This window comes from Mangrovivirga cuniculi (assembly GCF_005166025.1).
Taxonomy (GTDB): Bacteria; Bacteroidota; Bacteroidia; order Cytophagales; family Cyclobacteriaceae; genus Mangrovivirga; species Mangrovivirga cuniculi.
The window spans coordinates 4,084,040-4,103,261 of the sequence record NZ_CP028923.1; the positions used below are offsets into that span (position 1 = coordinate 4,084,040).

At 37.3% G+C, this 19,222-nt stretch carries 13 protein-coding genes; 3 read left to right on the forward strand and 10 right to left on the reverse strand.

The features are described from left to right. Positions 1-101: 101 nt before the first annotated feature. From DCC35_RS17905 to DCC35_RS17945, 9 genes are all read right to left on the reverse strand, one after another. Entirely contained in the window at positions 102-650 is a 549-nt protein-coding gene (locus DCC35_RS17905; protein WP_137092092.1) for a cob(I)yrinic acid a,c-diamide adenosyltransferase, read from the reverse strand. Continuing rightward, the gene (locus DCC35_RS17910) at positions 651-1,364 is read right to left on the reverse strand and encodes an ABC transporter ATP-binding protein (protein ID WP_137092093.1); all 714 of its coding nucleotides are present in this window, start codon (positions 1,362-1,364) and stop codon (positions 651-653) included. A gap of 92 nt (positions 1,365-1,456) precedes the next feature. Further along, positions 1,457-4,357: a tetratricopeptide repeat protein gene (locus tag DCC35_RS17915; protein ID WP_137092094.1), complete on the reverse strand. Its 2,901-nt coding sequence runs from the start codon at positions 4,355-4,357 to the stop codon at positions 1,457-1,459. Then, on the reverse strand, positions 4,357-4,644 hold the full coding sequence (gene gatC / locus DCC35_RS17920; RefSeq protein WP_137092095.1) for an Asp-tRNA(Asn)/Glu-tRNA(Gln) amidotransferase subunit GatC: 288 nt from the start codon (positions 4,642-4,644) through the stop codon (positions 4,357-4,359). Before gatC ends, DCC35_RS17915 begins: the two co-directional genes overlap by 1 nt. Further along, the gene (locus DCC35_RS17925; protein WP_137092096.1) at positions 4,641-5,402 is read right to left on the reverse strand and encodes a lysophospholipid acyltransferase family protein; all 762 of its coding nucleotides are present in this window, start codon (positions 5,400-5,402) and stop codon (positions 4,641-4,643) included. The genes gatC and DCC35_RS17925 overlap by 4 nt, the downstream gene beginning before the upstream one ends. Positions 5,403-5,413: 11 nt before the next feature. After that, a complete protein-coding gene (locus DCC35_RS17930) occupies positions 5,414-6,310 on the reverse strand; it encodes an MBL fold metallo-hydrolase (protein ID WP_137092097.1) in 897 nt (298 codons plus the stop codon). Between the two features lie 18 nt (positions 6,311-6,328). Next, positions 6,329-7,687: a M24 family metallopeptidase gene (locus DCC35_RS17935; RefSeq protein WP_137092098.1), complete on the reverse strand. Its 1,359-nt coding sequence runs from the start codon at positions 7,685-7,687 to the stop codon at positions 6,329-6,331. A 60-nt stretch (positions 7,688-7,747) separates the two neighbouring features. Next, the gene (locus DCC35_RS17940) at positions 7,748-9,103 is read right to left on the reverse strand and encodes an MATE family efflux transporter (RefSeq protein ID WP_137092099.1); all 1,356 of its coding nucleotides are present in this window, start codon (positions 9,101-9,103) and stop codon (positions 7,748-7,750) included. Positions 9,104-9,112: 9 nt separating this feature from the next. Beyond that, positions 9,113-9,652, reverse strand: a complete 540-nt coding sequence (locus DCC35_RS17945; protein WP_394347744.1) for an NUDIX domain-containing protein — start codon at positions 9,650-9,652, stop codon at positions 9,113-9,115. Between the two features lie 142 nt (positions 9,653-9,794). Here DCC35_RS17945 and DCC35_RS17950 point away from each other — a divergent pair, with 142 nt between their 5' ends. From DCC35_RS17950 to DCC35_RS17960, 3 genes are read left to right on the forward strand one after another with little or no spacing between them, the layout of a single operon-like run. Continuing rightward, positions 9,795-12,071: a TonB-dependent receptor gene (locus tag DCC35_RS17950; RefSeq protein ID WP_137092101.1), complete on the forward strand. Its 2,277-nt coding sequence runs from the start codon at positions 9,795-9,797 to the stop codon at positions 12,069-12,071. Positions 12,072-12,090: 19 nt separating this feature from the next. Then, entirely contained in the window at positions 12,091-12,699 is a 609-nt protein-coding gene (locus DCC35_RS17955) for a ribonuclease HII (protein WP_137092102.1), read from the forward strand. Then, entirely contained in the window at positions 12,696-13,007 is a 312-nt protein-coding gene (locus DCC35_RS17960) for an antibiotic biosynthesis monooxygenase family protein (RefSeq protein WP_137092103.1), read from the forward strand. The genes DCC35_RS17955 and DCC35_RS17960 overlap by 4 nt, the downstream gene beginning before the upstream one ends. 49 nt (positions 13,008-13,056) lie before the next feature. Here the strand turns inward: DCC35_RS17960 and DCC35_RS17965 are convergent, their stop codons facing one another. After that, complete coding sequence (locus DCC35_RS17965; protein WP_137092104.1) at positions 13,057-19,194, reverse strand: S8 family serine peptidase; 6,138 nt, start codon at positions 19,192-19,194, stop codon at positions 13,057-13,059. Positions 19,195-19,222 lie beyond the last annotated feature (28 nt).

The following is a 19,222-nucleotide window of genomic DNA, read 5'->3' on the forward strand; positions in this document are numbered from 1 at the left end:
AGAAGACATCTTTTATTCTGTCAAAATTAAATATTGACGGATTCAACATTTTATCTAATCAACAAAATAAAATTTCAAATCATTATACCAGCAACCTTGATTTACTTCTCCGGGATCCAGGGTGTTTCGGTAGCATTTAATTCTTTGGAATTCATTCTTGAAAGGACGAATAAGTAATCAGAAAGTCTGTTAAGGTAATGTATCACCTTTTTATCAAGAGCCTGGTGTTCATTAAGTAACACTACTGCTCTTTCTGCCCTGCGACAAACTGTCCTCGCTATGTGAACATAACTTACCGATTGGTTTCCTCCGGGAAGAACAAAGTTTTTCAATGGAGGCAGGTTTTCATCCATTGAGTCCATTTCAGCTTCAAGGTCTTTTATATCTTTTTCTTTTATTTCAGGAATAGCAACCTTTGATTTTTCAGGGTCTGATGCAAGGTATGATCCTAAAGTAAAAAGCCTGTCTTGAATTCTAACTAGGAAATCATTGCGATTTTCATTTACTTTTTGATCTCTAACCATTCCTATCCAGGAGAGCAGTTCATCGACTGTTCCATAGGCTTCAATTCTGATATGAGATTTGGGTAATCGTGTTCCACCAAGTATGCCTGTGGTACCGTCGTCACCGGTTTTTGTATAAACTTTCATTTAAGCTTCAATTTTACCTGTACGAATATCGGTATTTACTTCGTCAGATTCAATCAATCCATCGCGAAGCCTAACAATTCTGTGAGCATAATGTGCTATATCATCTTCATGGGTAACCATAATTATGGTGTTTCCCTGGTCATGAAGTTTCTGGAAAAGATCCATAATCTCATAAGATGTCTTTGTATCCAGGTTACCGGTTGGTTCATCTGCAAGAATAATACTCGGGTCATTAACCAAAGCCCTGGCTACAGCTACACGCTGCCTTTGTCCTCCTGACAATTCATTTGGTTTATGATCAGCTCTATCTCCTAACCCGACACTTTTAAGCACTCCCATAGCTTTTTCCAGCCTGTCAGATTTTCTCATTCCAGCATAGATCAGTGGCAGGGCTACATTTTCCAGAGCCGTTGCTCTCGGCAATAAGTTGAAAGTCTGAAAAACGAATCCTATTTCCTTGTTCCTGATCAAAGCCAATTCATTATCTGATAAACTGGATACATCATGATTATTAAGAACATATGATCCCGCTGTTGGCGTATCCAGACATCCTACGATATTCATCAATGTGGATTTACCGGAACCAGACGGCCCCATAAAGGCTACATATTCTCCTTTATCTATAGAAATGGTGATACTTTTAAGGGCCTCAACTGTCTGAGTACCCATTTTATATATCTTGGAAATGTTACTAGTCTCAATGACCTTGCTCATGATCTTATATTATTTAGCAATATAAATTAACCAACAACACAGCATTTTCTGTATCAATAATTTATAAGCGGAAGGAAATAATGACAATCGGATTATTCCCAGTCTGTTGATGGTTGTTGAAGCAGGTCTTCAATCATTAATTCTAAATTTCTAACTGAATCTGCAGGGATAGAACTTCTTATATCGCTAAATGTTTTCCTGGCATAATCTTCAAGACCTGCATTTGCACTACTAATTACGTAAGCGATCTGCAGAGCTTCATTCTGTGGCTGAATATTAAATGCATTGGCTAAAACATTATTTGCTTTTAAAATCTCATCACGAGAAGCTAATTCTTCTGCTATAATTAAGATCAAAGGAGTTTCATATAATAAATCCAAAGCCCTGGCTTCGAGATCATCAGAAGAAAGATCTTTGTAATTGTCGAAAAACTGACTATAAATCTTTTCTCTTACTGATTCAGATTGTTCTACCGGACCATTGATTCCAAGAATCATCCCAGTGACCGGTTCTACCTGGGCCTCAATGCCATTTACTAACTTTTTAGCCCGATCGATCCGACCCTTTGAGGCTTCAAATTTACCCAGCTCAATTCTTATTTCTGAAGGGATCGTATCAACACCAATTAGCTTACTCACCTTAATATATGGGTTTTCATTTAACAGTTCTTTCAAGACAACTGTTTGATCCTGAATGCCAGAAATATCCATATTTATTAAAAAAGATTCATGCTCCTTAAGATAATCAGGTGGGACAGATCCTGAATTTATTGCATCGTTATAAATATCTCTGGCTCTTGATAATTCTCCGCTTTCAAGTAAGGCAACAATACCAACCCAGGCACTACCTTCAAATCCACTTTCCTCAGCTCTAAAGAAATAATCCGCAGCAAGGTCCGGATGATACATATCTGCCATTAGCATCCCTTGTAAAAACCTGTAATAGCTTCCGGTAGAACTACCGGCGAGTCCGGCGAGCTCATAAATTGATGCTGTAAAATCCCCCTTCACATAATTCCTGAAAATACTAAGCTGTTCAACATTACCTAAAAATTCTGCATTTTGAATTTGGTATCGGTAACGCTCCAATTCCTCAATCGAATCTTTCAGATTCATTATCTGATTCACTACACCGTTATTCAACAGAATGAAAGAAGGCTTATCTAAAACAGAGTCTGACCGGGTAAAATTAAAATTGGACAATTCTTCTTTCTGATAATTTTTCAAAGCGATCAGGTTTCCCCTATATAGATCTGATTGATCTTCAACCGATATAGCATTATTAAGAGAGTCAGTATCTTCACCTACACTCAACAGACTTTCTACTGCCATTATATTGGCTATTGCTTTTTCTTCAAACCCTAACTCATACGCCTTCTCAAAACTCCAGACTGCAGAATCATATATTTTAACATTGGAATAAGCTGCTCCTCTTGCTATCCAATATTGTGGGTCGTCACTATAATATTGTTCCACTTCATTGATATTGAATAATGCTTCAAATTCTCTTCCTTCCTCTCTGAGTAATCGTATAGAATTTAGCTGAGCTCTGAGGTCAGGAGATAGTTTAACAGCCTCTGCATAAAACACCTGTTCTCTAACCTTTTCACCTCTCAATCTCATTAAAGATGCGAGAGCCATATTAGCATGAATATTTCTATTGGCAATGAAACGGGATCTTCTAAAATAGACTTCTGCCTGCTGCCGCTGATCCAGAAAATAATAATAATCTCCGATCAGACTCTGGTGTGAAGCTTTTCCATATTTGGTTACAAGTTGACCAGTAATAAAATACAAACCGAGTCCAATAACAGTTCCAAGTACAAATACACTTACATAAGGAATGATTTTAGGGCGATACAAATTATCACCTATTCTTATTCCCTGTTTTAGAAACTGGTTAAAGTTGATTATTACATATATGAAAAAACTAAATAGAAGACCGAGATGTAAAAAGATAATCAAATCATTGATCGAGTATAAAAGCGTATCAACTGACGTTGCTGCCTGGAAACCGATCAATCCTAAACTCACCAAACCGAGACCCAGATATAAGAATTTACCATCGACATTCCAGTCTATAATAAATTCACCTTCTTTAAGCTTTAACTTCCATGAGATCCACCCTCCAAGGTAAGCACCGATAAATAAAATAATTGCCGGTGCGAGTACCAAGTCAATATTCTGATCTTCATGAAAACCAAGATATAACAATATCAGGTTACCGGATAATAAAAGGAAGGCAAAAATGAACTGTAAATAAGTTGGATTTGAACGAGTATTTCCTCCGATATAATATGCAACTATTGTCAATAAATCATGTGCAGTGAACAAAACTGTTACTCCAAAGATAATCAGGCTACCATGAATCAAATTAGCTGAAAGAAGCATCAACGGCCTGTCCAACTCACTAAAATTGATCACTATTAAAGCAAAAAACAGAATAGTAAGCAGATTGATCATCCATCTTCTACCAAACTTGGTTTGTTTCGATCTGAATTTAAAAAATAGAGTAGGTCCTAAAAGCAAAATAATAGTCAATACCACCGGTATTTTATCCAGTCTGCCAAAAAGCAGAAGTGACCCAACATCAGACCAGATAAGAATGAGCATAACCAGAGTTATACCGATATAAAAATAATATTTATGCAGAGCAGGTAAAGCACTTAAAATTACTGACAGACCAAGGAAGAAAATAATTAAATGATAAAAGAACGGATCTTCCTGTATTGTCATCAATCCGGAACCATAGGAAATAATACCTACAAAATTTTCTGCTAGAATATTAAATTGACTGGTTACAAGGGAAAATGAAAAAAGTGGTTGTGTGACTTTTTGTAAGCTATATAATTCATTCCAGGGAAAAATATCCTCACCATTATTTATATAGGCGACAATGCACCAGGCTCCGGCACCTATAAATGCCAGAAATAAAACATATAGAAGAATTTTACCTGTGATGCTCTTTTTTTTAGCTAAAAAATTATTGTTCATTATTCTACTACTTTTGGAACAATAAAAAAGTCATCGTCATGTTCTGGAGCATTTTTTAACGCTTCTTCATGAGTTATGGTTAATTTAGCTTCATCTTCCCTCCACCGGTTAACTTCACCTGATATATTGATCAATGGCTCGACTCCTTCCGTATCTAATTCATTGAGTTTTTCTACCCAGTCAAGGATTTCTGATAATTCACTGATCATACTCTCTTGCTGTGATTCATTTAACTCGAGCCTGGCAAGATGAGCAATTTTTCTTACGGTTTCTTTATTGATCTTCATGCATTAACGGTTTCTGTTACGGAATCATGAGCCGGAAAATGATTATTTAATTCATTTTGAATGATATTGTAAACCCGGTTTTTCAAAATTGGGATATCCTTTTCATCCATCTCATGGGTTTCTATTGGCTCATGAACAATGATTTTTTGTTTATGCCAAGAGAACAAAAATTCATTATCAGGTAAAACTAACCAATTATAAGGAAGTGTGACAGGCACTATTGTAACATTTTGTTCTATGGCAAGTCTGAAAGCACCATCTTTAAAAGGTGCCATTACAGGAGGGTTTTTAGCCCTTATCCCTCCTTCGGGAAATATTGCCAGACTTTTTCCTTCTTTAATCTTTTCGAGACCTCTTCTGTATGCGGCATACTTATCTTTCGCTCTGCTTCTATCTACTGTTATATGCAACTTTTTAAACATGTATCCGAAAAGTGGTACTCTTGCAATTGAGGCCTTTCCCATAAATATGAAGTTATTAAATAACCAGGTCATTATGGCTATATCCATATAGCTAAAGTGGTTGGCTACAAAAATCACCTGCTTCCTGGAAGAAAACTTCTGCTTTTTAATCACATGTACAGGCATTCCGACAAAGGTAAACCAGATTCGTGCCCATATATGATTTACAAAATGAAGATTTTTTTGAAGAGGCTTGATAAAGATCAACAATAAGAAAAAAGGATATAAAAACAGGAAGACAATAACGAAAGTTATCGCACCATAAATAGTGTAAACAAGCTTAAAGAACTTTTTCATTTTAAAAATGCTTATTTGGCAGCTTTCTTTTTCCAGTATCTTTTTAATCCCGCTACAGACATCCAACTTGGATTTGCAGCTTCATATTGTTCCAGCATTCCAATAGTGGCACCATTTTGCTTTAGATGACGATGCATCTTCTTCTGAAATTCCGGAATTATTTTTTCATCCGATTCACCTTCCTCTACATATGGTTTTATCCAATCAGATATTTCATGTAAACTTTCCTGAAGTTGATCTAAGTGAGCCTTTACATTTTCCCTTCCGGAAACCTCTCCAAAATGAGTTAAAAATAATCGTGCTGGATCAGCCTTTCTGAGGACTTCGATCGATTTGTCCCAGGCTTCAATATCTATATCAGGTGGGGGACATGGTGCTACTACCGGACCATTATTGATCTTAACCCCACCAACATCACCGGTAAAGATTGAATCATTTACCTGCCACGCGATATGGTGAGATGCGTGACCCGGAGTATGAAGTGCTTTAAAATCTACTCCACCAATTGACACAATATCATTATCTGCAACCTCCTTTATTTGATTTTCAGGAATAGACTTCATCTTTCCCCATAAGGTATCCATGCTATCACCATAGATTCTACCGGCACTTTCCATCAATTTATCAGGGTTGGCCAGATGCTTCGACCCTTTAGGATGAACGTGAATATCTGCTCCACCAATAGCTAGTTTCCAGGCAGCTCCAGCATGATCAAGGTGAATATGCGTTAATAGCACATTCCTAACATCTTTTATTTCAAGCCCACGTAATTTAGTAGCCCTTCGTAAAAACCTGTAGGTCGAATGCGGCCCTGTTTCTATTAAAACAGGTCCATTATCTGTCTCCACCGCGAATGCAGCAATCGACTCTCTTATGTTTTGAAAATTCAGATCTAATATATGTATCATATCAAAATATGATTTGTTCTATTTTATCAAAAGAAATTCTTCCTGGCGACCATCAATGTAAGTCACTTTTTCCCCATCAAAATATGCATCTTCTTCAAGCATTATTCTGATTTCCTTTCCCCATGGTTCTATATTTACTGCATGATTTAATTCGATACTGTAGGCCGTTCTCGAATAAAGCGGATAATCTCCCGGACCCGGAACTCCACCCTGAGCATCCCACATTCCAATCGTTGGACCTGCAGCATGACCATGATAACCTATTGGATGAGTATATATGGTGGCTTTTATACCCTGATTATCTGCCTCGGCTAAGGCATTTGCCAAAATATCATTTCCGCTTCTTGCCAAAAGGAATTGATCGGTCAGAATATCCTGAAGTTGATTGCCGGTCTTTAACGCTTCAACCAAATACTCAGGAGCCGACTCTTCTCCTTCTTTAAGGACATAGGCATGCTGTTGAGTATCCGTATTTAAACGCAAATAAGTTATACCAAAATCTACATGAAGAAGATCTCCGGGCATAATAACTCTGTCTCCCGGGCTATCGGAGAAGCTACGTAAATGATCGAAATTCTCAGAATCAGATCGCTGAACACTTACAGTAGGATGAAACCATGCTTTTAAACCAAGTTCGTTAACTCTTTGTCTGAAAAACCAGACCACATCATCAGTTGTGGTTTCTCCCGGGGTAATAACTTTATTTGAAAACCCTTCTGCAATGATCTTATGAGCAATATTGCAAATATCTTTATAAAGAGCCATTTCTTCATTAGTCCTGGTCTCCAGCCAGCCAACTGCAAGACCTTCCGCAGAAACAATTTTGTTGCCATAATTTTGAGGTAATGCTTTCAACAAGGCATCGTATTCTGTTTTTGGCATTCCATCTGCCAGGGCAAAATCCCTGGAAATATTGATACCAATTTTGTTTGGCTTATGCCGTTCGACTAACTTCCGTAGTGCCATCCACTGATCGGGCTCTTCTTCTTTATCCCAGGCTTTTTTAAATACATCTCCAACATTGTACCTGGCTATGGCATAAGTATTCAAACTATCACCGTTATAAGAAATAACTAAAATAGTCCTTCTTCTTGCTGACATCCACTCTGCAGGAAGCATTGTTTCAAGAACGGGATCTTCATTATACTCCCTGCTAATCAATATCCACATATCGATACCTGTTCTATCCATCAATTCAGGCAAGACCTTATTGATTCTGATTTGCAAAAGAGAGTCTATAACTTTAGCCCTCTCTTCCATCGACATGATTTCATAATTGCTACCTTCCTGATCGGTTTTTTCTACCTTTTCCTCTTCTTTACAAGCGGAAACAAACAATAAAGTGCACAGAAGAAATAATATGTTGTATTTACTCATGATAAAAATATCTTAATTCATAAAGATGCATTTTTTTTCTCAAATGTCGAAAAATGAAGGTTATGATTCGACTCTGTAACTATTTCTTTTTACTACTGCATTAGTATACCATTCGAAACGGATCAATGAAAGCACACCTGCAATTGTCAATCCAATCAACAGTCCATACCATATTCCTTCGGCTCCATAACCGAGCTTAAATCCAAAAAGCCAACTCACCGGCAAACCAAAAACCCAATAGGCCAGCATAGTAATAATAGTTGGGATTTTAACGTCGGTAAGTCCTCGTAGAGCTCCCAGGCAAACAACCTGCAACCCATCAGATAGCTGAAAAACAGCAGCAACAATTATTAAATTCGATGCCAGGGATATTACTTCCGGATCATCGATAAATAATGTTGGCAACCATTGACTGGCCAAAGCAAAGAAAAGTCCGCAAATACCCATAAAAACCAGTCCCATTGCAAATAAAGTATGAGCCGCCTTCTTTAAAGTAGGGAAGTCCTTTTTACCAAGCTGATTTCCTACCCTGATCGTTGCAGCTGCTGAAAGTCCGGAGGCCATCATATAGGAAACAGATGCCAGGGAAATAGCCACCTGGTGTGCGGCTTGCTCAACTTTTCCCAGCCAGCCCATCATGATTACAGCTAAGGCAAAAGCACCCACCTCAAATGTATATTGGATTCCCCCGGGAAGCCCTACTCTTAATATCTCTTTAATTGTTTCGGTTTTAAATCTCGCCCTGAGGGCAAAACGCCGGTGAATATTAAATCGCTTGTTCTTTGCTACAAAAAACCATATTGCAAGCATCATTACTACCCGGGAAATAAGAGTGCTATAACCAGCTCCCAGAAGCCCCATTGCAGGCATACCAAGCTTACCAAAAATGAATATATAATTGAGAATAATATTCAATACGTTAGACAATAAAATAATGACCATTGCTTCCCGGGTAAAAGCAAGACCTTCTACAAATTGCCTCAAAATCTGAAACAACATTAACGGGATCAATGAAAATCCGATTACAGCCAGGTAAGGTTTAGCAATAGTCACCACCTCCGGAGGTTGATTAAAATAGGGTAATGCCGGAAAAACAGCGAAAACGAGCAGACATAACAGGAGACCTCCTCCAATGCCAACAATCATTCCGTTATAGAGAAGTCCACCAAGTCTCTTATAATTTTTCTCACCATCAGCTGCAGCAACAAAAGGAGTAACACCGATCGATAGTCCTATACCAAATGTCATTGCAAGACTAAAAATACTTCCGGCAAGAGCTGATCCTGCCAAAGGAGTTTTTCCCAGTTGTCCGACCATTGCGCTATCAGCCACATTTACCATAATGTGGCCTAACTGGCTGATCATTACCGGAACTGCCAGGTTAAAGTTTATTTTAAAATGCTCGAAATAATTCATTTAACTTTCTCAGACATTGAGAATTCTGGCTGCCTTCAATAAACCAGCAACTGATATTGCATCGGTTATTTTTCCCTCCATGACCCATTCCACTGCTTCTTTAAGCGGTAATTTCTTAACATTAAGCACTTCAGTCTCCTCTGGTTCTGGGTCTTTCTGAGTCAATCCGGTAGCCAGATAAACAAAGCCTTCTTCATCTGTAACTGAATTACTCGTATGGATTCTCATAATATTTTTCCAATCTGAGGCAACGAGTCCTGTTTCTTCTTTTAATTCTCTTTTGGCCGATTCGAGGTGATCAAGCTCATTTGGCCCTCCACCCATCGGAATTTCCCAGCAGTATTCATCTAAAGTATAACGGTATTGCCCGACAAGCCAGGTATTACCTTCTTCATCTACCGGTATTATACCTAAGGCTTTATTTTTAAAACTTACTTTACCATAAATCCCTTTAGAGCCATTTGGAGTTAGAACATTGTATTCCACGACTTTAATCCAGGGGTTTTCATAAACTTCCCGGCCATCAAGGGTTTTCCACGGGTTGTACATTTCATCCATAGCACAAATCTAACATCTTTTAGGTATGCCTGCCTTATTATGAATATTAAATAATTTTACATTTTCACTCTTAATTTTTAGACTACTCTAAAAATATTTTTATTATCTTTGAGTAAAATTTTAGATTTACCTTATGAATCGACTAATAGTTACTTTATTCTTTTCTGTTTCAATATATTTTTGTCACGCCCAGGAGTATATGATCAAAGGGATAATTACTGATGGGAACTCACCCATACCGGGAGCTGTTGTGAAAACAGATAATGGGATTGGAACGGTCACTGATGAACATGGCGAATTCGAACTAAAAGGATTAACTGGTAAAAATCACAACCTACAGGTCAGTTGTCTTGGATTTAAGACACAAATGGTAAAAGCGTCAGGAAATAAACCGCTTAAAATTGAATTACAGGAAAATATTCTAGGGTTAAATGAAGTAACTGTAACCGGGACGATGATGCCTAATGCACGAAAGAATTCACCAGTTAAAGTTGAAGTCATTTCTTCCCGGCAACTGAATAATTTTATTCCATCAGGTGGTTCATCATTAATGGAATCATTTAAGATGATCAATGGAGTCAATGAGGTTGTTGCATGCGGAGTTTGTTATACAAATTCTGTCAGTATCAATGGCCTGCCTGGCGCATACACTGCTATATTGATCAATGGCACTCCTCTATTTGGCAACCTGGCCAGTGTTTATGGTCTGAATAGTATTCCTTCTTCAGTTATTGAAAGGCTGGAAGTTGTCAGAGGCCCGGCTTCCACTCTTTATGGTTCGGAAGCGATGGCTGGAGTTATTAATGTGATTACTAAAGATGATTACCATATGCCTAAAGCCTCTATCGATTTGATGGGAACCAGCTTTGGAGAAGTTTATGGAAATGCTGTTTACAGCACTAAAATTGGAGAGACTGACGGTGTTATCGCATTAAATGGTGGATATAAAAGATCTTTCATCGATAAAAATGAAGATCTTTTCAATGACATGATCGATTTTGAAAGAATATCCATGTATACCAACTGGAACATAGCTCAAAAACAAGGTAATAATTTTGAATTAGGCGCCCAGGTATATTATGAAGACAGAAGAAACGGAATTGAACCCTATTTAAAAGATAATGCCTATAGAGAAATAAGAGGAAATGATTCAATCTATGGTGAAAGCATCTATACAAAAAGAGTAATGATCTTTGGGGAATATGAAGTCCCTGGTGCTAAAAATTTAAACATCAACTTTTCACTGAGTAATCATGAGCAGAACTCTTATTACGGGAGTGATTTCTATGAAGCCACTCAGAGAACAGGATTTATTACTTTAAGTAAAAATTTTAATATAACAAATCACAATATACTCTCCGGAGCGACTTTCAGATTGAATCATTATGATGACAACACCGTAGCAACCGAGGAAACCGTTGGATCAGGACAGGTGATCAACAATCCTTCGGCTCAATATAATCCTGGAATATTCATCGAAGATAACTGGGAAATAAATGATTCATGGAATCTTCTTACCGGATTGAGACTTGATTATTACAATGCTCATGGGTTGATACCATCTCCACGAGTGCACTTAAAGAAAAAGTTTTCTCCCGTTACCTCCTCTTCGCTGAGTTTTGGTACTGGCTTTAGAATTGTAAACTTATTTACAGAAGATCACGCCTTTGTTTCCGGTCAGAGAGAAATTGTTATTGAGGAGGATCTAAAGCCTGAGCAATCGTATAACATTGCGTGGAACCTGAATCACGTTTATACATTTAATAATAACCAGGGAATGCTTGATCTGGATGTATTTTATACCCGGTTTTCAAACCGTATCACTCCTGATTACGATACTCCCGGGCAAATCATATATGCTAACACCCAGGGTCATTTTATATCGAGAGGTATAAATCTTTCCAACGTTATAGATTTTCAAAACGGGATTACTATCAACCAGGGATTGAACATCCAGGAAGTTTATGAACAAACCGATGAGGGATATCAATCAATTGAATTTGCACCGAAATGGACAGCCTTAACTTCGATCGCATATACAATTCCTAAAGCTGGTTGGACTCTGGGATTAAACATGAGATTAAATGGCCCGGTCAGGATGCCATTGACTTTTGATCAATCTCCAAGCGAAGAATTGGTCGCCAGACCAAGATGGACACCAACCTATTTCGTCGCTGACCTGAAGGTTGAAAAATCATTTAAAAAGGGTTTTGCTGCCTATGCAGGTGTAAATAACATTTTTGACTACATCCAGGAATACTCTCCGTTATCAGGAACAGGAGACCCAGATTCGCCAATTGGCTTTGCAGACAACTTCGATACTGCTTATAACTACGGGCCTGTTGCCGGAAGAAATTTTTTCCTGGGAATAAAATGGGAATTACCTCACAAGGATTCACATTCTCATTAAAATGCTATAGTTTTGTAATGTGTTAAAGTCATTTTTTTCAGATACTTATCAATTTGAAGCGGGGTGCGATGAAGCAGGACGAGGATGCCTTGCAGGTCCGGTAGTTGCCGGGGCGGTGATCCTGCCCAAAGATTTTGAACACGATATACTTACCGATAGCAAAGCACTAAATAAAACAACCCGCGAATCATTAGTCAATGACATTAAAGAAGTTGCAATAAGCTGGGCTATCGCTGTGGTGGAACCTGAAGAAATCGACCGAATTAATATCTTAAAAGCTTCATTTCTGGCTATGCATAAAGCCGTTGATCAATTAAAAACCAGACCAGACCTGTTATTAATTGATGGAAATCGCTTCACTCCTTACCCGGAGATCAGTCATGAATGCATTATTAAAGGAGATTCAAAATATTTCTCAATAGCCGCTGCCTCTATACTTGCTAAAACACATAGAGATATGTTGATGGAACAGTATGCCGAGGTACATCCTTATTATGGCTGGGAAAGAAATTATGGATATCCAACCCGACAACACAGAGAGGGAATTCGCACCTATGGAATTTCTCCTTTACATCGAAAGAGCTTTCAACTATTACCACGACAATTAGATTTATTTAAAGAAAAATGATCGCCAATACTCCTAAGCCTCCTTATTATGCTGTGATCTTCAGTTCTATTCGAACATCAGTTGATAATGGTTATGAAGAAACAGCAGAGAGAATGGTCGAATTAGCAAAAGATCAACCCGGGTTTTTAGGAGTCGAATACGCCAGAAACGAAGTAGGAATTACCGTATCTTACTGGAAGGATCTGGAATCAATAAAAAACTGGAAAAATAATGTTGAACATTCTATTGCCAGAAAAAAAGGAAGGAAAGAATGGTATAGCTCTTTCAGATTAAGAATTGCGAAAGTAGAAAAAGATTACGGTATGTAAATATGGCCGTCTCAATTTGAGACGACCACAAAAACAACCGGACTAATAGTTATTCTTTTAATATCTTTAATACCGTCACTTCCCCATCATAGTCTGTAAGTTTAAGGAAATAAGTTCCCCTGTATAAACCTCCAAACTTAAATGGCAATTCTGCAAAATCATCAGAGTTTAGCATAACCTCACTTGAACCATAAGAATTATATTGAGAATCATATAGCTCGACTGTCCACAGACCGTCTTTATTATTATTTACTTTCAGATTCACCACATCCTGAGGAGGATTTGGATAAGCCAGGACAGCCATATTCATCATCGAAGCAGATTCCGTGGATGGAGTACACACCCCATACACTTCAATTTCATTGATATTAAATCCCCATGGCCCTGACCTGGTGAAAGACCATAATCGAATAGCATCAGTAGAGACTGATCCATCAAAATCAATTTGATCATTGCCACCATCAGCACTTAAGTCTTTATAGAATACCCTCCAGATGCCATCAGAATCGCGATATTGGAGTTCATACCAGGTAGCAAAATTAACTCCCCAATCGATATTGATCTCGTGGATATTATAAGTGTCTCCTAATTCAACATACCACCATTGATTATCTGCAAATTTTGATCGCCAGTCGGATTTTAAATTCCCATCATTAGCCATTTCAGCTTCAAAGATTAGACTTTCTTCGCTAGAAGCCACTGAGGGTTTATTCAAAGACAGACTGCCCACAAGAGATACACTACATCCATTGCTTACTACTGATCCTGCTACTGATTTTGTTATTCCATCAGCTGTTAATGTTACTTCATATTCTCCGTCCATCAAACCGGTAAGCACACCGGTTTCTGAATCAATATTTACATTTCCAGATGCCCCCCAGGTAGCATTAGAAGGGATATACTCTTTACCAAATTGATCTTTTGCAGTAAACTGATATTGTAATTCTTCTCCCGGGGCTAATGAATAATATTCTGGTGTAATATCAATTGTTGTAAGTATTGGATCACCTTCAGCACAACCTCCAAACAATTCGAATTCAAAAAGTGAATAACCAAATACTGTCGCAGGACTGTTAAGTTTTAACCTGACATATCGTGCATTAATTTGAGTAAGACTGAGTTCCGTTAGTTGTTCTGTATTATTTATTTTAGAATACCATTTGGTCCACTCCTCTGATTTAGAAGAGCGAACTAGAATATCAAAAGATGATGCATAATTATAATCCCATAGTATTCTCACACTATCGATCATATTAACCTTACCCAGATCGACATCATAATATTGTTCTGTATCAAAAGTTGAATGCCATTTGGTATAAGGAAGGCCATCTGCTGCTCTGTTTGCAATCTGCCATTCTGAAGCAAAAGAACTTGCCGATACGTTACCGGTCATTGTTTGATTTGTTTTTGAATTAATTTTACAGGGCTCATCAATAACTTCAAAATCAAAATTGATATCCAAAGATTCTAATTCATATCCCATATATGATGCCTTTAATATCTCATTAAACTCTCCAATATTTAATCTCCCCGCATCAACAATAAGATTTACTGGTTTGGATTCTCCGGGATTAAGGTTTAAAATTTGGGTTTCAGATCTTACAATCGGGAATTTGGGTTTACCATTAATCAATTCAATATTATCTATTTTAGCTTCATCTGTATCCTCAATTAAATATCTATTAGCAAAATTAAAATAGAATATAGGCTGCCTGTAATCCAGAATCGTTTTAATAAGCTTTCCATTATAATAGATCTTATTTTCTTTAGTGGTCTTGTTATAGGTTAAAACAATATGTTTATATCCTTTTTCGTCACCATATTCTAATAATTTCTCATTATCAATACTCAAACTCCTACTACCAAATTCTATATCCTCAGTAAAAATCCTGGAATTGTTATTGTTAGTAGATAAATACCAAGCATAATTAATTAAATCAGTTTTGATGAACATAGAAAAACTGGAAACAGAGTCAGTGGGATATTCGATAGTAGGATATACTTCTGATCTGATCGATCCGGTAGCCTTCATTACCAAATGGTTATTTGGAGTATAAGGATCAATGTTATCAATTATTACACGATCGTTAGCAATAATTTCATGCTTTTGTTTTATAGCTCCTGTCTCAAGGTCATCAAAATCTTCTGATAAGATTTCTTCTTTAAAATTAAGCTTAGCCTCAGGTGGCAAGTTATATTCAAAGTCTAATTTGACAGGACTTTGACCCTTATTAGTAATAATAACCTGTTGACTTACATCAGTTCCATGACCAATCGAAAAATCAAAGTATGACTGATCAATTATTGGAATTCCAGGACCAAGCACTTCAATATTTAAATCGAAATTTTGAGAAAATTCTTCTCCCGAGGTAATGACTTCTGATTTCACCAAATAATCTCCATCTTTAACATCTGTAGAATTGATGGAAAGTGGAAAGGTTTTGATTGCACCAATTGGAAGAAAAACTCCGCCGCTATTATTTGAGACTAAAGCACTTTCTTTTGCTACAATTTTTATTTCGTCCAGGTAACCTTCACTTGCATAACCAATTCCATAGGAATGCCATCTAAGTTTAAACTTTCTTTCTTCTCCTAATATTGGTTTCAGGTCTACCTCTACCCTTTCACATTCATGCCTTACTCTGTAATCATCCCATCTTAACACATTATTCCATGTTTGTCCATTGTCGTAAGAAATATCCAGATCCATGACATTTCCTCCCAATCCATTACCATGGGTGGTCAAATAAGAGACGGTCACCTCGTTTGTATTTACTATCACCTCGGGCGAGATAACTTCCGTATCCAGATCACCGACTGCTCCTTCAATTATATCGCTATACCAAAGCCCGGATCCATAACTAAATTCAATACATTTCAAATTATCAGGAATTTCCTGTCCGTGATCGGATTGTGTTCCCCATACAATACCTGAACCTGAATTATCTATAAAATACCATGCATCAAATGAAAAAAGAGATTGGAATTGTTGGTAAAGGACTACTGTTTCTTTTTTATCAGATTGATCAAACTGATCAGAAAAATTCATATTCACCCATAAATCCTTTCCGCCAGTATTTTCTACATCAACATATCTCAAAGTGTCGTTGTTGAAGTAAACTTTCTGATATATTTCAGTAGGACTGACTTCAATTTTCTCATCATCGAACAACTCAATTTTCGCTGTATGACTTAATGAAGGTTTATTACCTGAAAGCATAAAAATATCCTTATAGAATACTCCTGAAGTTGCATTTTCGGTATTGATTTTACCTGTTACTAATGCTTCCTCTCCTGGATTAATACTAGCAGGGAATTCAAAGTCTAGAAATGAATAATCAGAGGTTCTATATCCTCCATACACATTAATATAATTATCAATATCTACATATCCATCGCCATTATAAGTACTCGTGAGATAGAGTTTACTTACACCAAAAAAGGTTTGTAATTTTGCAACAACTTTACCGTTAATTAAAAGTTTTTGAAAGGACCCTTCAAAATTAGTCACAGCTAATTCAAAATACTCCCCTGGCACAAAAGCATTAGGTATAGTTATAGTTTCTGCCTGATAGTTGTCATACAAATAGTAAAATTCTAAACTCCCATCTGAAGGATCAAAATATGCATATGCACCTGGCCAATTATCATCAACAAACTCAACAGACCAGGGATTATCGCCCACAATTCTCATATTAATCTTAACCATAGTAGGATTAGCATAAACATAAGGATTTAACTCATTTAATGGCATCCTGTATTGGTCATATTCCGACAGTTCAAATACTCTTAAATGCTTTTCTCCTTCAAAAGGGTGCTCATCGGAGACTATAGCTTTCCCGGAATTATAAATTTCAATAGGAGTAGTTTCATCCAGACTTAATTTTTCAAAGCCATTAGAATAAAATACTTTTTCGTCCCCAAAGCCATATCCTCCGGGCTGGTGAATAACGGATGGCTTTGCAGGCAATTCTCCAATATTTTTTACTCCAAAAGAAAATTCTTTATCCACGCCTTTATTAACAGAAATTGAGGATTTTTCAGATAAAACAACCAATTCCGGCCCTAATACTTTAACATCAAAAAATAAGGTATCCACATTATCTACAGGTTCATTCGTTTCAAACCTAACACCATAATTATAAGTACCCCTGGGCACTCCCCTGGCATCGATTTTCATTCGTACCTGGTCTTCTGTATTGACAGGAGTTTCTCCGGTAATATTAACAATCGTATTGATCGGATATCCATCGCCCTGGGGTCCTACGAGAGATAATTTGTAGGTTAGCTTAACGTTTCCAGTATTTTTAAAATCAAACCGAAACTCATCAATAGTTGAATTATCGATCACTACATCTTCGTAGAAATCATTTAAAGTTAGAATAGGTGCAGAAAGAACATTCCCGGACACAATTATCTCCTTGACCGGATCATTTTCATCATTCGAATAGATCATTAACTTTTCAGAAAAAGGACCCGAAGCATTTGGAATGAATTCAAAATTTATTTCAGTTCTAAAAAACGAACGAAGAGGTGACTTATTAAATTTAATTTTTTTAAAAACTCCAGATTCAGACTCTATCTTTGAAATATTCAGTTGTTCAAGTCCAAGATTACCAACGACTAAACTTATGGGTTTTGATGTACCAAAATAGATATCCTCCAAAATCAATTCTTCAAACTGAAAACTTAAAATGGCACCTCTGTTGACACTAGCTTTAAATCCTTTTTGCGCATTTAACCGTCCCCAACCCAGTGAACCAACAAAATCAGGATTTCTGGCATCAATATTATCAGCGGAAGAATACATTAAAGCTTTCACCTTTTCGGGCGTAAATCCCTGTTTTCCAAATGCAGAGACCATTAGGGCAGCTACTCCGGAAACATGAGGACATGACATGGAAGTCCCGGAAGAATAAGCGTAACTATTATTTATATATGTGCTTGCAATACTCACCCCGGGGGCCGAAATATCCACCCAATCGCCGTAATTGGAAAAACCTGCACGTTTATCTTCATTATCTGTTGCTGCCACGGCAATCACCTGGTCGAGATATGAAGGAAAAATTCGTTCTTTAGTATTGCTATTACCTGCAGAAAACATCACCAAACCACCTGCCATTGGGCCAACCTGATTACCAAACTCATCCTTACCTGCTTCATTGATGAAGTAATTAATAGCTACTTCATAAGAAGGCAAATAAATATTTGGGGTTCTGAAACTCCATGAATTCTGTGCAATAACGGCGCCGTTATCAGCAGCATAAATAAAACTCTCCTGAAATCCGCCATTACCATTTGGACTAAATGTAGCACAAGACATTAATTGGACACCAGGCTTATCTCCTGATCCCCCGGCAAGTCCGGCCACTCCTATTCCATTGTTGCTTGATGCACCAACTGTTCCGCCTACATGTGTTCCATGACCATCTGGTGTGTAGTCACCCTTTCTCTCTCCAAAACCATAGCCGTTGTAATCATCTTTGTAACCATTATTATCATCATCAATTCCATTATTGGGAATTTCATCCTCGTTAACCCAAAGATTTTGCTTTAAATCCGGATGAGTTTTTTCAATACCTCCATCAATCACTGCCACTATAACTGCTTTATTTCCTGTATTTTGTTTCCATGTAGGCAAAATACCCACATCTCCACCATCATTCATAGTGGTATTTTCAAAAGAATATTGAAGATGAAATAAGGGATCGTTTGTCCCCTGTGGTAATGTGCCAGCTTCAGAATAATCTATTAAAGATTCAACAGGTTCTTCATAGTCTGGTATCATTACCGGTTCGGCAATTTCAACGTACTCCAGACCTTCATAACTTTTAACTACATCTTCAATCGATGCTCCTTCATCAATCCTGAGAGTAAACCATTGATGAAGTCCATATTTTCTGTGTTTTTGATCAAAACGTGGATTGAAGGGAAACAACCGTGTTATTTTTTGGCAAGAATATTCTGATGATAACTTATCAATTTCCGGATTCCCGGTCTGAACTACGGTTTCGGACATATTTCTCAGCGTTTCATTGAGCTGGCTTGCTACCTCTTCAGTAACTTTTATAGTCACCATTCCGGTTTTACAATGCTGCTGAGCAGATAAATTTAAATTGAATACTAATAGAATAATTAACAGGTAGAGTGATTTGGCTTCAACTCCTGGCAGGGTAAAGTTTTTCATGGCAGATAATTATGGGACCTTATACTTA